Genomic DNA, 19,684 nt, shown 5'->3' on the forward strand with positions numbered 1-19,684 from the left:
TTTATCCTCCTATTGCTGTAATGGGATCGACTTTGGTAACTGTTCGTATAGAAAATAACCCGCCAATTATTGCGACACTAATCAATAGCCCACTGTATAAGCCCCACTGTGACCAAATAATGGCAAAAGGCATCGCATCTGGTAATACTAAACTGGTACCAAATGCCAAGAAAATGGCTAATCCAACTCCGATTACCCCTACGATAAAAGCTTGTGCGATTAAGGAATTTGCAAGAAAGCTATTACGAATCCCTTGAGCTTTCATCACACCGAAAATGGCAGTTTTTTGTAACGTAATTACGTACATGAAAATTCCCACCACTGCGGTTGCAACCACAAATAAGAAATAAATCATCGCATCCAAGGTAAGATTTTGAGCAGAATATCCTGGAATATTTTCAATTAGTTCAGGCGTTGTTAAGGATGTCATCTTTTCATTTGTAGACGGAAGTTGCGCCTTTTCTTTGGTTACCACAGCATTAATGGGTTGGTTATTCAAGGGCTGATCTCCAAATTTGAGTTGCGTCCACGTTTCAAGATTCGTATAGATAACAGGCGTCACTGTGTAATAATTTTCTGAAGTAATGCCAACGATGGTTAACGCTTCTGGATAATTACCAATTTTGATGGTATCACCAAGATGATAGCCATCTTTTGCTAAATTTTCAGGAATGATAATCTCATTGTTCTGTTTGAATCTTGTCCCTTTGATAAGAGTAGGGAGTAAAAAAGCTTTTTCTGCTGTACCAAAAACAGTAACATTTTGTTCAGCTCCTTTGATGGCACCATTATAGATACCAACTGGTGCTTTTTGTTTAGCTGTAATTTGATCAAAATCATCCATGGTCAGTTGGGAAGCCGTGAGTGTTTTATTGGCTTCTTCGGATAAAATGATTTCTTGGGCTTGCCAATCTTCCACTCCTTTTTTAAATTCTTCTGCTAATCCTCGCGCTAAGCCAGAGAGCATAAAGACGACATAAGCAATTAAAAGCATCATGCCAATAATTAGTCCATAACGCAATTTAGCGTAACGCATTTCTTTGATTGCTAAAAACATGGGTATTCCTCCTTGTGTTTTATAGTGACAAAATGTCACTTCTAGAAAGAGTGTAACGAAAAAGTGACATTTTGTCACTTATAATGCAAAAAGAAGGAATTTCCTTCTTTAAAATTGTTTCAAATACCAACAATCCATCGTGTCGTGTCCGCTTGACCCTAACGGTGCGGTGAGTTTTTCAAAATGATTTTTTTCATATAGGTGGATGGCTTTGTCCATTGTGGAAAATGTTTCTAAATAGATTCCTTGATAGTGGGCTTTGGCAAATTCAAGAGCTTGAGTCATCAACTGTTGTCCGTAGCCTTTGCCTTTGACTGTATGACTGAGATAGAGTTTTTGTAATTCTGCCACATGCTCTTTAAATGGAGCAACGCCGACACCTCCAAGCACTTGCTCATTTTCTACGAGAACCCAATAAATGGCATTTGGTAGCGAATAGAACTGAGATAACTGATCTAGCTCAGGATCAAAATAAGCTGTTCCAGGAATATCTAAGTGGTAATATTCTAAATTTTCACGGATAATTTTAGCAATGGCAGCATTGTCTTTTTCTTGTATGGGGCGAATATGCATCTTTCTTCTCCTTTTGAGTGGTTTTATTCGAAAATAATAATGAAAATTCTTTTTAGTACTTGAAAGTTTCAGAAAATTCATGTAGAATTTTGAAGGTTTAATTAATTTTATAAAGTTGGGGATGGTTTTGCAATGTCTAAGTATCAACGAAAAGTTTTAGTTTCTACTTCTGCTGGAATCGCATTAGAAAACATGGATATCATGTTTCTGGCTTTTTCACTTTCCTCTATCATTTCGACCTTTGGGATTTCAGGTACGCAAGCAGGTTTAATTGCAACAATCACCAATTTAGGAATGTTAGTTGGTGGGATTTTTTTTGGTTTAATGGCGGATAAATATGGTCGGGTCAAAGTTTTCTCACAAACAGTTATTTTATTTTCAGTGGCATCATTATTAATGTATTTTGCATCAAATATTTATTTAGTCTATTTATTCCGCTTTATCGCTGGGATTGGTGCAGGTGGTGAATATGGCGCATGTATGTCATTAATTTCCGAAACATTCCCTAAGAAACATTTAGGAAAAGCAACGTCAATGGCTGGTATTGGTGGACAAGTTGGAGCTATGTTAGCTGCTATTTTAGCTTCATTGATTATTCCGACATTTGGTTGGGAAATGCTTTATGTAATTGGTGTGTTACCAGTCATTATGGTCTTGTTTATTCGTCGGGACTTGAAAGAACCCGAAGCGTTTGAAGAAACAAAAGCAAGCGGTCGTAACACGAGTTTATGGTCATTGTTTGCTAATCCTAAAACAGCATGGCAAACGATTGGTTTAACTGCAATGGTTACTGTCCAAATTGCGGGTTACTTTGGTCTGATGAACTGGTTACCGTCAATTATGCAAACGCGTTTGGGCTTGTCGGTTTCAGGTTCTTCTTTATGGATGGTTAGTACTATTTTAGGGATGTCAGTAGGAATGTTAACCTTTGGAACAATCATGGATAAAATTGGTGCCAGACGTTCATACGTAATCTTTTTAATTTGTTCCGCACTTTCAGTTTATTTATTAGTATTAGCTAGAAATCAGTGGACGTTAATTACCGCAGCAGTTATAGTTGGTTATTTTATTAATGGAATGTATGGTGGTTATGGCGCAATTATTAGTCGATTATACCCAACAGCCATTCGAGCAACAGCAAATAATTTCATTATGAACTTAGGACGAGCTGTCGGTGGTTTTTCGTCAATTGTTATTGGCTTTTTAATGGATAATTATGATTTACAAGCAGTTGTTTTATTCTTATCGTTGATTTACTTAGTTAGTTTGACAGTATTAATGACAATTCCGGGGATTAAAGCTTTAAATGAACAAGTGTAAAAGAGGAGTATTTTTACTCCTTTTTTATTTTATGTAAAGGAGAAGATCGATGTTAAATGGGGTACTCGTCAATAGTGCAGCAATTATTTTAGGTGGTTGCTTAGGTGCGGTGTTGCGAAATATTAGTGAAGAAATGAAAGATACGGTTACAAAAGGAATTGGTTTAGGGGTCGTTGCGTTGGGAATCCAGATGGCTATTCAAACCAAATCTTTTACAATGGTCATTATTAGTTTGTGTATTGGTGCAATGATTGGTGAATTTTTTGGAATTGAAAAGGGTATGAATCGCTTGGGTCTATTTTTAGAAAAGAAATTTGCGCGTTCTAATAGTAATTTTGCTGAAGGCTTTGTGACGGCATCGCTTATTTTTGTGATTGGTTCCATGGGGATTGTCGGTTCGATTGAAAGTGGTGTTTCTGGAAATCATGCAACACTGTACACAAAAGCAGTCATGGATGGCTTTTTATCCATTATGTTGACAGCCTCTTTAGGTGTTGGTGTGTTATTTTCTTCGATTCCTATTCTTTTATATCAAGGGGCTATTGTTTTAGCGGCAAGCGTATTAGTCCGCTTGATTCCTCCTGAACTGATGACCGAATTAATGGGTGAAATTAGTGCCATTGGTGGTATTATGATTTTGGGGATTGGAATGAATATTTTGAAAATCAGCTACATTCGAGTGTCGAATTTTTTACCAGGAATTCTCATAATGGTGTTGTTGATGTGTGTCCAGTATTTCTATTAATAGTTATCGATAGGTTTCTTATTTTGCTTGTGTTACTCTAGAAAAGAGGAGGTCATTTGGATGAAATGGCTTATTTGGTTACTGAGTGTGATTGGAATTGAGTTAACGGGTTTTATTTCTAGTTATTTTGCGGGGGATATTCAAACGGTCTACCAAGAGTTGCAAAAGCCACCCTTGTCTCCAGCAGGCGGTGTCTTTGGAATTATGTGGACGATTCTTTATGCGATGATTGGGACAGCCTTGTTTCTATTAATTACGTCAAAAGTTAATAAAGGCAAACAAACAGCAATTGTGTTATTTATTATTCAACAAGTTTTAAATTTCTCATGGAGTATTATTTTCTTTGGTGGCGGTCACTATTGGCTTGCGAGTGTCGTGATTGTTGCGCTGATTCTCTTAATTGTAGCGTGCATCAAAGTTTTTTATCGGATTCAGCCTTTCGCAAGTTATTTATTTGTTCCGTATCTCTTATGGTGTATCTTTGCAGGCTATTTATGTATTGGCATTGCTATTTTAAATTAAAAAAAGTAGATAAAAAAACTATCCAGATGATAGAAAAAGGTGCGAAAGCGCAGCCGTTTTCTCGATGATCCGGATAGTTTATTTTTTTGTCTAAATATATTCTTCTGTTAACGTCATAAATTCATTGATATCTTTTAAGACCATATCGATACCTGCTTGCCAGAAATCAGGTTTTGTTAAATCAACTTGTAGATGTTTTTGTGCTAATTCTTCGGTTGTCATAGACGCTGTGTCGCGTAACAAGGCAATATATTCATCTTCAAAGTTTGAGCCTTTTTGATTGGCATACGCATAAATACCCATGCTGAATAGATAACCAAATGTATACGGGAAGTTGTAAAATGGGACATCATCAATAAAGAAATGTAATTTCGCAGCCCAGAAATGGGGATGATACGTACCTAAGCTATCTAAATAACTTTCTTTTTGAGCAGCTAACATCATTTCAGTGATCTGTTCAGCAGAAACCAACCCTTTTTGACGCGCTTGGTAGAAATTATTTTCAAAAATATAACGGGTATGGATATTCATGAACATTGCAATTGCATTTTGCATTTTAGCGTCTAATAAATTTATTTTTTCTTCTTTGGTCGTTGCTTCTTTTAATGTCGCATCAGCAACAATTAACTCGGCAAAAGTACTTGCTGTCTCGGCAACATTCATCGCATAGTCTTGATTTAAGCTAGGCAAGTCCCACATCACACTACTGTGAAACGCATGTCCTAATTCGTGTGCTAACGTCGCTACTTCATTGACAGAATTACTATAAGTCATGAAAATACGTGATTCTTGCGTTTCAGGTAAGCTAGTGCAATAACCGCCAGGGCGTTTGCCTGGACGATCTTCCGCTTCAATCCATGCGTTATCAAATGCCATTTGCGCAAATTTGGACATTTTTGGACTGAATTTCTCAAAGTTTTCCACGATAAATGTCGCTGCAGCATCAAACGAATAGGTACGTTCTTGCATCTCGCCTAAAATAATAGGCGCATCTTGGTCTTGCCAATCCATTTTTTCTTTCCCAAATAATTGCGCCTTACGTGTTAAAAAGTCAACGATAGGTTGTTTATTTTTTTGAATCGTTGCCCACATGGTATCTAGCGTTGCTTGTTCTAAACGATTATATTCTAATGGTTCTTTTAAGTAGTTATCAATTCCATGCAATTTTTGAGTGGACAAGCGGAAGCCGTCTAAGTGATTAAGAGTATCTGCAAATAAATCAGCTTTTTCATTCCAAGCTTGCTCCCATTTCTCAAATAATTCTTGACGAATGTTGGCATCAGGATCACCCATCATTTTATTAAAGGCTTGTCCTGCTGATAAGTGAATTTTTGTTCCATCTTCTTGCGTAAATGGAATCGTGATACTAGCGACAATTGTATCGTAATGTTCGCTCCAAGCATTTAACCCATCCAATTTCAATGTATTAATAATGTTTTCTTCAGCTTCAGATAATAGTTCGTTCCCGTCACGACGAATCTCTGTTAGACGGAAAGCAACTGGTTGTAATTGTTCCGTTGCCATTTGTGTGGTCCATGTATTATCGTCAATTTCTGTTAATTTTTTAGAGAAAATAGTACGTGCTAATTGATATTCTGGTAATTTACTGTATAAGTCGCCAGATAATATTTTTGCTTTACTATCGTTGACATTACTTGAAAGTAGGGCATTGATGAAACTCGAACATTGCCCAAAGCCATTGCTAATGGTTTCAGCTAATTGTAACAATTTCACCAAGGCATCTGTTGCATCTTCAGTTGGTGACCAAGCCGTTACTGCTTGGTGATACGCATGAATTTCATCTGATAATTGTGCCATACGTTGTGTTAATTTTTCTGAATCGCTTCCTCCTGGAAAAATAGTTTCTAAATCCCAGTTGATTGCATAAGTCATGAAAAAAACTCCCTTCTGTTTTCCGTATACAGTATAACATAACTGTTTCTTTGCTAAACAGAAAATGCTAAGATGAGATATTGAGGTGATGAAACAGTGAAAAAAGGTATGAAAAATGGAAATACCTATTTAATTATCGGTTTTGTTGTGATAGCAGTTCTCTTTTATAGCTCTTCGCAATCCTATGAGGAGCAGTCTCAAATTGGTTTACTTACCGTGTTGTTAAAAAATGAACCGTTCAAAGAGTGGCTAAGTAAAATTTCTTTTATCTATGCAGATAGCGAAGTTAGTATCCAAGCAAAAGGTTATTTTGCTTTTATTGAATTTTTTGTGCGGAAATTTGCGCATTTTGGGACGTATTTTGTTTTAGGTGGTAGCTTTTTCTTGGGATTGTTTCCTAAATTAAACTCATTAGGTTTGTCGGCTTTCTTTGGTTGGATGGCAGCAACGGGTTATGCAGGAATGGACGAATTTCACCAAATGATGACCAATGGACGCACGCCGTTATTTCAAGATGTGATGTTAGATTCAGTTGGCGCGTTAACAGCAGTTCTGTTATGTTGGATATTCATTGGCTTTCGACAACAACGAATTTTCTAAAAGGAGAGGATAGAATTGGCGGGACATAGTAAATGGAAAAATATTCAAGGAAGAAAAAATGCTCAAGATGCAAAACGAGGCAAAATTTTCCAAAAACTATCAAGAGAAATTTATATTGCGGCAAAAAATGGTGGGGCAGACAGTGCTTCAAATCCGGCATTGCGTTTAGCTTTAGACAAAGCCAAAGCAGCCAATATGCCCAATGATAATGTGGAACGTGCCATCAAAAAAGCTACCAGCTCAACTGATGGCGCAAACTATGATGAAGTTGTTTATGAAGGTTATGGACCAGGTGGAGTGGCGATTCTAGTAGAAACGCTAACGGATAATCGCAACCGAACAGGAACCAATGTCCGCGTTGCCTTTAGTCGCAATGGGGGGAATCTAGGAGAAACTGGCTCGGTAAGTTATATGTTTGACCGCAAAGGGTATCTGGCGATTGAAAGAGAAAATTTAGCTTTGGATGAAGATGAAATGCTGGAGAAAGTGTTGGAAGTCGGCGGTGAAGATTTAATTACCTCCCCGGAAGTATTTGAAATTTACACAGCGCCTGAAGATTTTACGACAGTTCGTGATGAATTAGAACAAAGCTTTACCTTAGCACAAGCCGAATTAACGATGTTGCCACAAACTACTACAGTATTGTCAGATGCACAAAAAGCACAATTTGACCAATTAATCGAAAAACTAGAAGATGATGACGATGTATCAGAAGTTTATACATCTATTGAAGAATAAAAAAAAGCTGAACGATTGCCGTTCAGCTTTTCTGTTTATAGGACAATAACTGGTGTTCCAACTTCAACCATATCGAATAATTCTGCCATGACTCCAGGTGGTGTATTCACGCAACCATGAGAACCAACTGTTTTCCATAATTCACCACCATAAGCAGGTTGCCAGTTAGAATCATGAATACCAACACCTGTCCAATCAATTGGCATCCAATAATCAACAGGTTCTGCATATTTTGAACCGTCATCATTTGTTCCACGTAAGGTAGCGTTACGTTCTTTATTCCAGATATAAAAGACTCCTGGAGGGGTAGGTGTTTTAGGTTTTCCAGAAACAATATCGGTTTCTAGTACCACTTTGCCTTCTTTGTAGTACCACATGTGTTGATTTTGTAAATCAACTTCAACGTAAGTATCACTAAATAGTGGTGCTCCCGCATCGGCGCTTCCTTGAGCAATTGGTGTGCGAGTAAAATCTTCACCATTTGATAAATCAGCAATCAAGGCATCAGTTTCATCATCTGGTGCGATTGTCCAACTCAATGTCCCAGCAGGAACCGTCACTTCACCACGTTTGGTACTATTAAATTTAGAATCATTGGTACTTGTATTATATTTCTCCCCTAAAGAGGCAACATATTCACGGACTTTGTCGCGATTAATGTCTGCTTTGCCATCTTTGTAAGATAACCAGTCCATGATTTTATCTTTAGGAATTTCAAACGTGTTTCCATTAATTGTATAAGAAGCATTTACATGCGCAATTTTATTTAAGGCATCTGCTTCTTTATTTAGTTCTGCATTATCAGATGTAATCTTCGGTGTTGTTTTATAAGTGTCTAGATTTAATTCGTCTTTACCCGTTAATAATTCTGTTTTGAAATCTTCAATCGTTTGTTGAACATCAAATTTGGTACCAGTCACTTCAGGAGTAATTTCAAAACCATCTTCGCCCTTAGTTAATTTTGCATCTTCAGTTACTTGACGATCTTTATTTAGTTCATCAAGTTCTTTTTTTAATTCTTCAGTTTTGTCAGCTAAAATATCTTCATCAAAAGCTGCTTCATTCAGAGAAAGATTTTGTTTTGAGCCGAGGGAAGCTGTACCCCATAACCATTGACTTTGGTCATTTTGCATTTTTTCTAAATCAGAAGTAAAGTCTGTATTTAAACCAAATTCATGTTTATTAATGGTTTTCCATTCTTGGTCATTTTCTTTTAAAGTAAATTCTTGTGCTGCATAACGATCATGCAACTTTTTATTTGCTTCTTCTACAGTTAACTCACTTACATTGATATCTTCAACATATGTTTTTGGTAAAAAACGATCAACATAATATGTACTACGATAAGAATAACCTGCGACAATAACTAAAATACCCACCAACACGCCAATGATGACTTTTTGAGTCGTAGACGTCATTGAACGTTTTCCAGAAAGAGACATAAAGATATTCAACTCCTCATAAATTTAAAATTGAGCTACAATACAACACAATAAGTTAGTAATATCATAGCATATTTACAATTGAAAACGAGAATAATGCTTGAAAAGTGGATGAATTCTAATAAATATTTAAAAAAGAGGGGAACATGACCGTAAAGTATGGACATGTTCCCTCTGCTATTTTCTCGTTTCGTTACAAATTAGTTGTTTTCAGCATCTTCAGCATCTAGTTTGGCAAAAGCCGCATCTAGAATATCTTTCAATTGTTTTGCTGAAGCGGCCATACGATCTTTTTCGCCGTCATTTAACGGAATTTCAATGACTTGTTGGATACCTTGTGCATTAATAATGGCAGGTGCACCAATATAGATGTCAGATAATCCATATTCACCATTCATATAAACAGATAAAGGTAATACCGCATTTTCATCGCCTAAAATCGCTTTAGTGATACGTGCTAAAGCAACAGCAATTCCATAAAAAGTTGCGCCTTTTCTCTCAATGATGGTGTAAGCAGCATCACGCACGCTAAAGAATAAGTTAACCATTGCTTCTTCATCAACTTCTGGATGATTTTTAACCCATTCGTAAATTTGTAACCCAGCAACGTTGGCGTGAGACCATACAGGGAATTCTGAATCGCCATGTTCTCCTAAGATATAAGCATGAACATTACGAGCATCAACATCTAATAATTGTGCTAATGCTTGACGGAAACGTGCAGAATCTAGAGATGTTCCTGAACCAATTACGCGTTCTTTAGGGAAACCCGAAAACTTCCAAGTTGAATAAGTTAAGATATCGACCGGGTTGGCTGCGATTAAGAAAATCCCATCAAAACCTGACGCAACAATCTGTGTCACTACTTCACGATTGATTTTTAGGTTTTTGTGAACTAAATCTAAACGTGTTTCTCCCGGTTTTTGAGGAGCACCAGCAGTGATAACCACAATATCAGCATCATGTGCATCTGCATAAGTGGCTGCATAGATTTTTTTAGGTGAAGTGAAAGCTAAGGCATGAGACAAATCCAAAGCATCTCCTTCAGTTTTTGCTACGTTGATATCAATAATGCCGATTTCTTGGGCGATGTTTTGAGTTACTAAGGCAAATGCGTAGCTAGAACCTACTGCGCCATCTCCAACAAGAATAACTTTTTGATGATCTTTCTTTAATGTTTGTGCAGTCATCGGTGTATCAATCCTTCCAATTTTTGTTTTAATATTTCCTTTACATTTACTATGTTACCATCTTCACGAGGATTTGTCATGTGATTTATGAAACAATATAACAGTTTTTTTAACTGTGCTAGTTGTAAATGCTTACTTCACAAATCTGTATTTATTTTTAATAGGTAAAATAGTTAAAGAAATCTTTATTAAAGCATTGAATTTTGGGCTATTAGGACGGATTATGTTATAATTTAGAAAAATACGCAGAGAAACTGGACAATGAACAATTGTCCAGCATTTTGCGTGAGGTTGAAAAAAATGGAACAAATGGAGATAGATAGATAGATGAAAATGATTGTCGGACTGGGAAATCCTGGTAGAAAATATGAACATACAAAACATAATGTTGGCTTTATGGCAGTGGATCGTTTAGCGCAACAATTTAATACTACGTTCAAAAAAAATCCTTTTGAAGCAGAAGTTGCTGATTTTTTTGTGAACGGAGAAAAAGTTTTATTAGTTAAACCACAAACATTTATGAATGAATCCGGACGAGCAGTGGGACCATTAATGACGTATTTTGGTGTTTATCCAGAAGAACTGGTTGTCATTTATGACGATTTAGATTTAGCCTTAGGGAAAATTCGCCTTCGTCAAAAAGGGAGCGCAGGGGGACATAATGGGATGAAGAGTATTATCTCGCATCTCAATACACAAGAATTTGATCGCATCAAAATTGGGGTTGATCGTCCGCAATCAGGCATGACTGTAGTGAATCATGTCTTGAGTGATTTTTCAAAAGAGAATCAACCATTAATTGAAGGTAGTATTGATAAAGCTGTAGAAGCGACTATCGACTTTATCGAAAAAAATGATTTTATTGCTACGATGAATCGTTTTAATTAGGAGGGAAAGCATGGATTTAATTAATTTAATAGAAAAAACTCCTTTTATTAAAGAGTGGCATCAAGGCATTGAAGAGAAGATGCAGCGCCAATTAATGACGGGATTAGCAGGTTCTGCTAAAACGTTAGCGATTGCGAGTACCTATCAAAAATTCCGTCGTCCAACCGTTGTTGTGACGGCGAATTTGTATTATGCCAACCAATTAGTAGAAGACTTACGTCAAGTAATCGACGATGTTTATATTTTTCCAGTAGATGAAGTTCTTTCTGCAGAAATGGCCTTTGCTTCACCAGAAGCCAAAGCTGAACGGGTATTAACCTTACATGCGATTGCTGCAAACCAACCAGGTGTATACGTATTACCTGTGGCAGCTATTCGTAAATTTTTACCTACATTAAAGACCTGGCAAGAAGTCCAATTTTCATGGCAGGTAGGCGATGAAATCGATGTAGAGCAATTGCCACAACAATTAGTGTTAATGGGGTATGAACGCCAAACGATGATTGGTAAACCGGGTGAATTTAGCATTCGAGGAAGTATTATTGATATTTATCCTCTACATACGGAATATCCTGTGCGTATAGAACTATTCGATGTCGAAATCGATTCGATGCGCTATTTCGATGTGGAAACCCAACGTTCTGTGACTAATTTGGATGAAGTCTTGATTTTGCCGACAACAGAATTAGTTTTTTCAAAAGAAAACTTAGTAAAGGGTAGTGAAAAGCTCCAAGAATTATTAACCAAACGCTTAGCAGTGACCAATGAGCCAACTGATAAGCAATTTTTATCGGATTATTTTGGTCAATTGATAGCTTCATGGAAAGATGGAATTCCAGGAGACACTGCCAATTTCTATACGGATCTTTTATATCAAGAAAAACAAACCATTTTAGATTATTTTGCGAAAGATGCTTTATTATTAGTTGATGATTATGGTCGTATCATGGAAACCAATCGTGAAATTGAACGTGAAGAAAGCGAATGGCATACGCAAAAAATTTCTGAACTGCGTGTGTTTTCTGAACAAACATTTGGCGTCAATCTCCATCAATTATTCCAACGTTTAACGTTTACCACCACGTATTTTTCACTCTTTCAAAAAGGCATGGGGAATTTACGTTTCCAAGCCATTCACAATATTCAATATCGTCCAATGCAACAATTTTTTGGACAAATGGGTTTATTAAAGGTTGAAATTGATCGTTGGGAAAAACAACAACAAACGGTTATCTTTTTAGTTGGCAGTCATGAACGTGCCAAAAAATTAGAGCAAGATTTTCGAGACCATGAAATTTATGCAGTCGAAACAACACCGGATCGATTATTCACAGGGCGTTCTCAAATCGTTGAAGGAACGTTGCAAAGCGGATTTGAACTACCGCAAGATCACGTTGTCGTAGTTACTGAACAAGAGCTGTTCCAAAAAGTGACCAAAAAACGTACACGTCGTCAAACAGTTACCAATGCAGAACGCTTAAAAAGTTACAATGAATTGAAAACCGGCGATTATGTCGTACATGCCAATCATGGGATTGGTAAATACATTGGTATGCAGACTTTAGAAGTAGATGGCGTTCACCAAGATTATATGACGATTGTTTATCAAAATGACGATAAATTATTTATCCCAGTTACTCAGCTAAATTTAATTCAAAAATATGTCGCTTCTGAATCGAAATCACCGAAAATTAACAAATTAGGTGGAACCGAGTGGGCAAAAACTAAGCGGAAAGTTTCGAAAAAAATTGAGGATATTGCAGATGATTTAATTCAACTTTATGCCAAGCGTGAAGCTGAAAAAGGGTATGCTTTTGCGCCAGATGATGCCTATCAGCGTGAATTTGAAGATGCTTTTCCATACAGCGAAACGGACGACCAGTTACGTAGCACCTCTGAAATTAAACGAGATATGGAAAAAGAAAAACCGATGGATCGTTTGTTAGTAGGAGATGTTGGTTTTGGGAAAACTGAAGTGGCATTGCGGGCGGCATTTAAAGCCATCAAAGAAAGCAAACAAGTCGCCTTTTTAGTGCCGACAACTATCTTAGCTCAACAACATTACGAAACGATGGTTGATCGTTTCGAAGGATTTCCTGTGAATGTGGGTTTGTTAAGTCGTTTTCGTACCAAGAAACAACAAAATGAAACGATTAAAGAAATTAAAGAAGGTAAAATAGATATTGTCGTAGGAACGCATCGAATTTTATCTCAAGATATTGAATTTGCTGATTTAGGCTTGTTGGTAATTGATGAAGAACAACGCTTTGGTGTTAAACATAAAGAACGTTTGAAACAGCTTCGTTCGCAAGTCGATGTTTTAACTTTAACAGCTACACCAATTCCAAGAACCTTGCACATGTCGATGCTGGGCGTTCGTGATTTATCCGTAATTGAAACACCACCGGAAAATCGCTACCCTATTCAAACGTATGTGATGGAAACCAATCCAGGAGCGATTCGTGAAGCAATTTTGCGCGAAATGGCACGTGGCGGACAAGTTTTCTACTTATATAATCGTGTAGATACGATTGAACAAAAAGTTGAAGAACTTCAAGCGTTAGTACCAGATGCGCGGATTGGGTATGCGCATGGGCAAATGACAGAAGTGCAGTTGGAAAATACTTTGTTTGATTTTATCGAAGGTCAATTTGACGTCTTAGTTACAACAACCATTATTGAAACAGGCGTCGATATTCCCAACGCGAATACTTTATTTGTAGAAAATGCTGATTATATGGGCTTATCTACGTTGTATCAATTGCGTGGGCGTGTGGGTCGAAGTAATCGGGTTGCCTATGCGTATTTCATGTATGAGCAACAAAAAATCTTAAATGAAGTCAGTGAGAAACGCCTGCAAGCAATCAAAGACTTTACCGAATTAGGTTCTGGATTTAAAATTGCAATGCGGGACTTATCAATTCGTGGTGCCGGTAATTTATTAGGCGCGCAACAACACGGCTTTATCGATTCTGTTGGATTTGACATGTATGCACAAATGTTGTCAGAAGCAGTTGATCGTAAGCAGGGCAAAAATACACAAACGGAAAAAACATCCGTGGAAATTGATTTGGGAATTGATGCCTACCTACCAACGGAATATATTGATGATGAACGTCAGAAAATTGAAATCTACAAACGCATTCGCGAACTGGAAAGTATGGATAGTTTAGATGAATTACAAGATGATTTAATCGATCGCTTTGGCGAATACCCAGACGAAGTTGCTCACTTATTAATGGTCGGTGAAATTAAGATGAATGGTGAACGGGCATTAATAGATACGATTCGTAAACATGGCCCAATTATTCAATTTATTTTGAGTAAAGCAGGGACGAAAGCTTATACTGTTGAACAACTGTTTGAAGCATTATCAGCTACGAAATTAAAAGCGACATTAGGTGTTGAAAAAGAACAAATGCATATCAAACTAACCGTGCCAAAAGGGATGAAACAAATGGTTTGGTTGCATGAAGTGCAAGAATTTGTTAAAGCTTTACGTGAAATACGTTACCAAGAGCAACTACAACAAAAGCGCTAGCAAGGAGGATGCCCCATGGCTCGAAATCAAATGCAACGGATGATGAAAGGCGCTTTTGTATTAACATTAGCTTCTTTTATCGCCAAATTATTGAGTGCAGTCTATCGCGTTCCTTTTCAAAACTTAGTTGGTGACGAAGGGTTTTATGTGTATCAACAAGTCTATCCCATTTATGGATTGGCTATGACGTTGGCGTTATCGGGGTTACCACAGTTTATTTCAAAATTAGTGGCAAGCCAAAAAAATCCGCAAAAGCAACAACAAACGTTAGATGAAATTTACCCTTTAGTATTTTGGTTTTCGATTTGTTTATGGGGGCTGACCTTTTTCTTTAGTGGTGTTATTGCGACTATCATGGGAAATAGCTTGTTGAAACCGTTGATTCAAGTGGTATCATTTACGTTTTTATTAGTGCCGCCCTTATCGTTTTACCGTGGGAATTTTCAAGGGAATTTATTGATGGTGCCTTCTGCTATTTCTCAAGTTTCTGAACAATTTTTGCGCGTGGGTGTCATTTTAGCTGCCGCTGCGGCTTTTCGCCGGTTGTCGTTAACTATTTATCAAGTAGGGACATTAGCCATGACAGGGGCCTTTGTTGGTGGTGTCGTTGCTTGGCTGATTTTGATGTATTACGATCATAAAATTTTTGGAACTAAGCAACGCTTTTTACGAATACCGCAGACATTCTCGGTGTCGCAACGCATGCGTCGTAAATTTTTTGTTGAAGGCGGCTTGCTATCGATTTATAGTGGTTTATTAATTTTATTTCAATTAGTAGATTCTTTTTTTATCGTAAATGCGTTAGAGTTTCAAGGTGTTGCTGAACAAAGTGCTCGGATTGCGAAAGGGGTATATGATCGTGGACAACCGCTAGTACAATTAGGATTAGTCGCTGCAACTGCTTTAAGTGCTACTTTTTTACCCGCACTGACAGCTTGTTTAATGGAAGAACGAGGCGAACAATTTTTGAAGTCAGCTAAAATATACCTTCGTTTAACGATTGGTCTAGCGCTGGCTGCATCAACTGGATTAGCGGTATTATTGCCGTATATTAATTATGCTCTGTTTAAAGATAATGCTGGCAATATGGCGCTAACGCTATTTGTGTTTGCGATTGTATTAACAGCAACTATTCAGGCCTATCAAAGTATTGCTCAAAGTCAAAATTATTTTCGCCGTTCATTAAAAGCAGCAGGTTGGGGTATTGGAATTAAATTTGTAGTGACCGGGCCATTAACAGTTTTATTTGGAACGATTGGTGCAAGTTTATCAACTTTAGTAGGATTAACCGTCATCTTGTGGTATCTTATCAAAAAAGAAGATGCGCAGGTTAATGTTTTTTGGAGAGAACGACATTTTGGTCGTAAATTAATCACATGTGCTGTGGGGATGGCTATTGGTTTATGGGTTTTTTATGGACTATTAACGTATGTGGTTGGTGCACCAGACAGTCGTTTGCAAGCATTGCTTTTTAGTTTGTCAGGAGTCGTTGTGGGTGGAACCATTTTTATCCAATTGGCGATACGTTTAGAATTATTAACGTTACGCGAATGGCTAATGATTCCATTTGGCAAAAAAATATTACGTTTTATGGGAGGAAAATAATGCGTTTAGACAAGTTTCTAAAAATTTCAAGAATTATTAAACGTCGCTCTGTTGCGAAAGAAGTAGCAGATAAAGGACGTATTCAAATTAATGGCACTTTAGCAAAATCAAGTAGTTCAGTCAAAGTGGGCGATACCTTAAAAATTCAATTTGGAAACCGTATTTTAGAAGTAAAAGTGAATGAATTACATGAATCAACTAAAAAAGAAGATGCAGCAAAAATGTATGAAATTTTATCAGAAAAAAGAGTCGATAATTTCGAGTAAATTAGGTTAGACAAGCGTTTCTGATGTTGGTATAATAAAAAAGACAGTCAAGAAAGATTGGAGCGAGTACCTGTGAGTAAAGAGGTCAAAAATAATGTGAAAATCTTAGACACAGACTATGCCAAAGAACAATATGCGAAATATGCGTATCAACAACGACAAATTATTTTTCGCCGTCGTCGTTTAATGGCTGTTTTTATAGTCGCCTTCGTTGTTTTTTTGAGTGTCGGCATTTCCTTGTTTAACGATTATTTACGTCTGCAACGATTGCAAGATGTAAAACAAGAAACCATCGTGAAACAAGCAGAAGTGAAACAAAAAATGGCTGATTTAAATAGAGACGTGGCATTGCTAAAAGACGATGATTATGTCGCAAAAGTTGCCCGTAGCCGTTTCTTGTATTCAAAAGAAGGTGAGTTAATTTTCCCTTTACCTGGGAATGAGGCCGCTGAGAAAGCAGAGGATTCAACAACTGAATCGAGTGAATAATTCGCATTGTTCATTGCTTATTAACTTGTGTCGTGCAACGTGTGTGTAGAATAATCTACGCACGTATAAAGCATAAATAAAAAAACCGTAGAAACTATGGGGATTGCTCGTATGACGAGAATCTTATGAAGAAATCATAAGAAGTTTTCAAAATGGGACAAAAATTAGGAGGAACATTTTTTTATGTCAATCGAAGTTGGAGCGAAACTACCTGGAAAAGTGTCAGGGATTACAAATTTTGGTGCGTTTATTGATTTAGGTGGAGGCAAAACTGGACTGGTTCACATCAGCGAAGTATCGAATGGTTTTGTTAAAGATATTAATGATGTTTTAAAAGTTGGCGATGAAGTAACCGTACTTGTAACAACCATTGGTAATGATGGGAAAATTGGATTATCAATCCGTAAGGCAGAAGACAAGCCAAAAGAAGAGAAACGTGACTTTCCGAAAAAAGACTTTAATCGATCAAGTCCGAAAAAAACATTCCCACGTAATAACAATCAACAAAGCACAGGGAATAACAAACAAGACTTCGATTCATTAATGAGTTCGTTCTTAAAAGACAGTGACGATCGTTTATCATCTTTGCGTCGTAACACTGAAGGCAAACGTGGAGGCCGTGGTGGTCGTCGTAATTAATGATTGAATTTGAACAGGTAGGAGATTTTGAGACGAATCTCCTCACCTGTTTTTTGTTTTTAAATCCAAGGAGGAAACCAACATGCTAGTATCGAAAGTGGCGAAATTAGTGCAAGAGAAACAATTATGGCAACCCACAGATCGTCTTTTAGTCGCTGTTTCAACTGGAGTTGATTCAATGGTGTTGCTCCATTTATTGACACAACTGCACGTATCTTTTGGCGTGGTTCATGTGAATCATCAGTTGCGAGCCGCATCTGAAAAGGAAGCTCTTTTTTTAACTGAATATTGTCAAACGCGCCAGATTCCCTTCTATCAAACGCAGTGGGAGCAACCTGCAACAACAGGTGTTGAGGCAGCTGCTCGTAAATTTCGGTATACTTTTTTCGAAAAAATTATGAAGCAACACCAATATTCTGTTTTATTGACGGCACATCACAGCGATGACCAGATGGAAACCATTTTGATGAAGTTGATTCGTGAGGGAAATTTCTTTAGTAGTAGTGGTATTCGGTTGAATCAGTCATTTGGTTCAGGGAGACTTGTGCGACCGTTGTTGACCACCACCAAAGCAGAAATCCGAACATACAGTCAAGAAAATCATGTTCCGTATTTTGAAGATGAAACCAATACGTCTCTAGCCATGCAACGTAATCGTTTGCGTTCACAAGTGTTGCCTGTTTTAAAAAAAGAAAATTCGCAAGCCATGCAGCATTTTCAACAATGGTCAGAACAAACAATTTGGGCGCAAGAAATCATTGCTGAGCAGCAACAACAATGGTTGACAAAGTATCTAAAAGTAGACAATGTGGGGTATCATTTTGATGTAACTCATTATTTACACCTTTCAGAAGCCAAGCAGTATTTTTTTATACAAGCAATAAAACAACAGCTACAACAAGAGCAGAAAATTGTTCTTACCGAGAAACAGATTCAACAACTAATGGAGCTTTTAGTTGGTCCATCACAAGGAACGCTCACCTTAGCGAAGCACTGGCAGGTCAAAAAAACCTATCAGCATATCACGATTGCGCCCAAAAAAGAAAAGCAGGCTAGTGAGGTAGCTGTTCGCTTGAAAATTGGCGAGTCACAATTTTTGTCAGAGGATGAGTGGATAGGTGTTTTTTTGGTAGGAGAAGAAAAAATTCCCGAAAAAGTCAAACTTTGGTCAGAGTATCGCCAAGATTTGGCGGTAAAATTTCCTTCTGTAACCATCCTCAGAAAACGTCAAAATGGTGATAAAATCGCTTTAACACCACATTTAACTAAAAAAATTAGCCGCATTTTTATTGATCAAAAAATTCCTAACGATAAGCGAGAAGAAGCATGGATTTTAACAAACGAACAAGATGAGATTTTGGGAGTGATTCCTTACGTCTTTTCCTATTTGAGTATTACGAAAGAAACTGATAAAATACACTACGTACTGCTTTATCGAAGGATGAAATAAATGAGCTACAATTTGTAGTGTTAAAATAATTGCTTTTTGATTTTAAGAAGAAAATCATCGAGATGATAAGAAGTCAAACCGCCTGAACAATGGGGTTTGCTTGAAAGGGTAAACTAACCCTTTTTTCAAGAAATGTTCGCACACATCAGGAGTAGAATTTGGAAGGAGAAACAAAATGTTAGAAAAAGACATTGAAAAAATCTTAATTACAAGAGAAGAAATCCAGTCACGTTGCGAGGAATTGGGAAAAGAATTAACAGCGGAATACGCAGATAAAAATCCCCTAGTGGTCGGCGTTTTAAAAGGTGCTGTACCATTTATGGCAGATATTGTTCGTGAAATGGATTGTTACCTAGAATTAGATTTTATGGATGTTTCAAGTTATGGTAATGCAACTGTCTCATCTGGTGAAGTAAAAATCATCAAAGACTTAGACACAAATGTTGAAGGTCGTGACATGTTAATTGTTGAAGATATCATCGACAGTGGTCGTACATTAGCTTACTTAGTTGATTTATTTAAGTACCGTAAAGCGAAATCGGTTCGTATCGTTACATTACTAGATAAACCTGAAGGACGTGTCGTGGATATCGAAGCAGATTACATTGGTTTTGATGTACCAAATGAGTTTGTTGTGGGCTATGGTTTAGACTACGCAGAGCAATATCGTAACCTTCCTTATGTAGGGGTTTTAAAACCAAGCGTGTACGAAACAAAAGAGTGACC

Annotated in this window: 18 protein-coding genes; 13 read left to right on the forward strand and 5 right to left on the reverse strand. The window is 37.2% G+C overall.

From position 1 onward, the window contains the following. Position 1 precedes the first annotated feature (1 nt). A complete protein-coding gene (locus DOK78_RS02710) occupies positions 2-1,057 on the reverse strand; it encodes an ABC transporter permease (protein ID WP_207942018.1) in 1,056 nt (351 codons plus the stop codon). A gap of 108 nt (positions 1,058-1,165) precedes the next feature. Next, positions 1,166-1,630 carry a GNAT family N-acetyltransferase gene (locus DOK78_RS02715; RefSeq protein ID WP_207942019.1) on the reverse strand — a complete coding sequence of 155 codons (465 nt, stop codon included), beginning with the start codon at positions 1,628-1,630 and terminating at the stop codon, positions 1,166-1,168. A gap of 132 nt (positions 1,631-1,762) precedes the next feature. On the opposite strand from DOK78_RS02715, the gene DOK78_RS02720 reads away from it, so the two are divergent. The 3 genes from DOK78_RS02720 to DOK78_RS02730 are packed head-to-tail and all read left to right on the forward strand — an operon-like array spanning position 1,763 to position 4,217. After that, the gene (locus DOK78_RS02720; protein WP_207942020.1) at positions 1,763-2,950 is read left to right on the forward strand and encodes an MFS transporter; all 1,188 of its coding nucleotides are present in this window, start codon (positions 1,763-1,765) and stop codon (positions 2,948-2,950) included. A 49-nt stretch (positions 2,951-2,999) separates the two neighbouring features. Next, a complete protein-coding gene (locus tag DOK78_RS02725) occupies positions 3,000-3,695 on the forward strand; it encodes a DUF554 domain-containing protein (RefSeq protein ID WP_207942021.1) in 696 nt (231 codons plus the stop codon). Between the two features lie 60 nt (positions 3,696-3,755). After that, positions 3,756-4,217 carry a TspO/MBR family protein gene (locus DOK78_RS02730; RefSeq protein ID WP_207942022.1) on the forward strand — a complete coding sequence of 154 codons (462 nt, stop codon included), beginning with the start codon at positions 3,756-3,758 and terminating at the stop codon, positions 4,215-4,217. Positions 4,218-4,307: 90 nt separating this feature from the next. Here the strand turns inward: DOK78_RS02730 and DOK78_RS02735 are convergent, their stop codons facing one another. After that, on the reverse strand, positions 4,308-6,110 hold the full coding sequence (locus DOK78_RS02735) for a M3 family oligoendopeptidase (protein ID WP_207942023.1): 1,803 nt from the start codon (positions 6,108-6,110) through the stop codon (positions 4,308-4,310). Positions 6,111-6,206: 96 nt separating this feature from the next. Here DOK78_RS02735 and DOK78_RS02740 point away from each other — a divergent pair, with 96 nt between their 5' ends. Both DOK78_RS02740 and DOK78_RS02745 read left to right on the forward strand, forming a co-directional pair. After that, positions 6,207-6,710 (forward strand): VanZ family protein, encoded by a 504-nt coding sequence (locus tag DOK78_RS02740; RefSeq protein ID WP_207942024.1) that lies wholly within the window; start codon positions 6,207-6,209, stop codon positions 6,708-6,710. 15 nt (positions 6,711-6,725) lie between these two features. Then, positions 6,726-7,448, forward strand: a complete 723-nt coding sequence (locus tag DOK78_RS02745; protein WP_207942025.1) for a YebC/PmpR family DNA-binding transcriptional regulator — start codon at positions 6,726-6,728, stop codon at positions 7,446-7,448. 35 nt (positions 7,449-7,483) lie between these two features. On the opposite strand, the gene DOK78_RS02750 is transcribed toward DOK78_RS02745, so the two are convergent. Together DOK78_RS02750 and DOK78_RS02755 are read right to left on the reverse strand one after the other, a co-directional pair. Beyond that, on the reverse strand, positions 7,484-8,890 hold the full coding sequence (locus DOK78_RS02750) for a L,D-transpeptidase family protein (protein ID WP_207942026.1): 1,407 nt from the start codon (positions 8,888-8,890) through the stop codon (positions 7,484-7,486). A 200-nt stretch (positions 8,891-9,090) separates the two neighbouring features. Then, a complete protein-coding gene (locus tag DOK78_RS02755; RefSeq protein WP_207942027.1) occupies positions 9,091-10,080 on the reverse strand; it encodes an L-lactate dehydrogenase in 990 nt (329 codons plus the stop codon). A gap of 327 nt (positions 10,081-10,407) precedes the next feature. Here DOK78_RS02755 and pth point away from each other — a divergent pair, with 327 nt between their 5' ends. From pth to hpt, 8 genes are all read left to right on the forward strand, one after another. Next, the gene (pth, locus tag DOK78_RS02760; protein WP_207942028.1) at positions 10,408-10,968 is read left to right on the forward strand and encodes an aminoacyl-tRNA hydrolase; all 561 of its coding nucleotides are present in this window, start codon (positions 10,408-10,410) and stop codon (positions 10,966-10,968) included. 10 nt (positions 10,969-10,978) lie between these two features. Beyond that, complete coding sequence (gene mfd, locus DOK78_RS02765; RefSeq protein WP_207942029.1) at positions 10,979-14,509, forward strand: transcription-repair coupling factor; 3,531 nt, start codon at positions 10,979-10,981, stop codon at positions 14,507-14,509. Between the two features lie 15 nt (positions 14,510-14,524). After that, positions 14,525-16,114: a putative polysaccharide biosynthesis protein gene (locus DOK78_RS02770; RefSeq protein ID WP_207942030.1), complete on the forward strand. Its 1,590-nt coding sequence runs from the start codon at positions 14,525-14,527 to the stop codon at positions 16,112-16,114. Then, a complete protein-coding gene (locus DOK78_RS02775) occupies positions 16,114-16,380 on the forward strand; it encodes an RNA-binding S4 domain-containing protein (RefSeq protein ID WP_207942031.1) in 267 nt (88 codons plus the stop codon). Before DOK78_RS02770 ends, DOK78_RS02775 begins: the two co-directional genes overlap by 1 nt. Before the next feature lie 72 nt (positions 16,381-16,452). Further along, complete coding sequence (locus tag DOK78_RS02780; RefSeq protein ID WP_207942032.1) at positions 16,453-16,869, forward strand: septum formation initiator family protein; 417 nt, start codon at positions 16,453-16,455, stop codon at positions 16,867-16,869. Between the two features lie 183 nt (positions 16,870-17,052). Beyond that, complete coding sequence (locus DOK78_RS02785) at positions 17,053-17,508, forward strand: S1 domain-containing RNA-binding protein (protein ID WP_207942033.1); 456 nt, start codon at positions 17,053-17,055, stop codon at positions 17,506-17,508. Positions 17,509-17,590: 82 nt separating this feature from the next. Beyond that, positions 17,591-18,958 (forward strand): tRNA lysidine(34) synthetase TilS, encoded by a 1,368-nt coding sequence (tilS, locus tag DOK78_RS02790; protein ID WP_207942034.1) that lies wholly within the window; start codon positions 17,591-17,593, stop codon positions 18,956-18,958. Positions 18,959-19,133: 175 nt separating this feature from the next. Beyond that, entirely contained in the window at positions 19,134-19,682 is a 549-nt protein-coding gene (hpt, locus tag DOK78_RS02795) for a hypoxanthine phosphoribosyltransferase (protein WP_207942035.1), read from the forward strand. Positions 19,683-19,684: the final 2 nt, after the last annotated feature.

The organism is Enterococcus sp. DIV2402 (assembly GCF_017426705.2).
Taxonomy (GTDB): Bacteria; Bacillota; Bacilli; order Lactobacillales; family Enterococcaceae; genus Enterococcus_F; species Enterococcus_F lowellii.

Coding starts and splice junctions, on each gene's coding strand:
- DOK78_RS02710 (WP_207942018.1), bottom strand. CDS start 1,057: ATGTTTTTAGCAATCAAAGAAATGCGTTACGCTAAATTGCGTTATGGA.
- DOK78_RS02715 (WP_207942019.1), bottom strand. CDS start 1,630: ATGCATATTCGCCCCATACAAGAAAAAGACAATGCTGCCATTGCTAAA.
- DOK78_RS02720 (WP_207942020.1), top strand. CDS start 1,763: ATGTCTAAGTATCAACGAAAAGTTTTAGTTTCTACTTCTGCTGGAATC.
- DOK78_RS02725 (WP_207942021.1), top strand. CDS start 3,000: ATGTTAAATGGGGTACTCGTCAATAGTGCAGCAATTATTTTAGGTGGT.
- DOK78_RS02730 (WP_207942022.1), top strand. CDS start 3,756: ATGAAATGGCTTATTTGGTTACTGAGTGTGATTGGAATTGAGTTAACG.
- DOK78_RS02735 (WP_207942023.1), bottom strand. CDS start 6,110: ATGACTTATGCAATCAACTGGGATTTAGAAACTATTTTTCCAGGAGGA.
- DOK78_RS02750 (WP_207942026.1), bottom strand. CDS start 8,890: ATGTCTCTTTCTGGAAAACGTTCAATGACGTCTACGACTCAAAAAGTC.
- DOK78_RS02755 (WP_207942027.1), bottom strand. CDS start 10,080: ATGACTGCACAAACATTAAAGAAAGATCATCAAAAAGTTATTCTTGTT.
- pth (WP_207942028.1), top strand. CDS start 10,408: ATGAAAATGATTGTCGGACTGGGAAATCCTGGTAGAAAATATGAACAT.
- mfd (WP_207942029.1), top strand. CDS start 10,979: ATGGATTTAATTAATTTAATAGAAAAAACTCCTTTTATTAAAGAGTGG.
- DOK78_RS02770 (WP_207942030.1), top strand. CDS start 14,525: ATGGCTCGAAATCAAATGCAACGGATGATGAAAGGCGCTTTTGTATTA.
- DOK78_RS02775 (WP_207942031.1), top strand. CDS start 16,114: ATGCGTTTAGACAAGTTTCTAAAAATTTCAAGAATTATTAAACGTCGC.
- DOK78_RS02785 (WP_207942033.1), top strand. CDS start 17,053: ATGTCAATCGAAGTTGGAGCGAAACTACCTGGAAAAGTGTCAGGGATT.
- tilS (WP_207942034.1), top strand. CDS start 17,591: ATGCTAGTATCGAAAGTGGCGAAATTAGTGCAAGAGAAACAATTATGG.
- hpt (WP_207942035.1), top strand. CDS start 19,134: ATGTTAGAAAAAGACATTGAAAAAATCTTAATTACAAGAGAAGAAATC.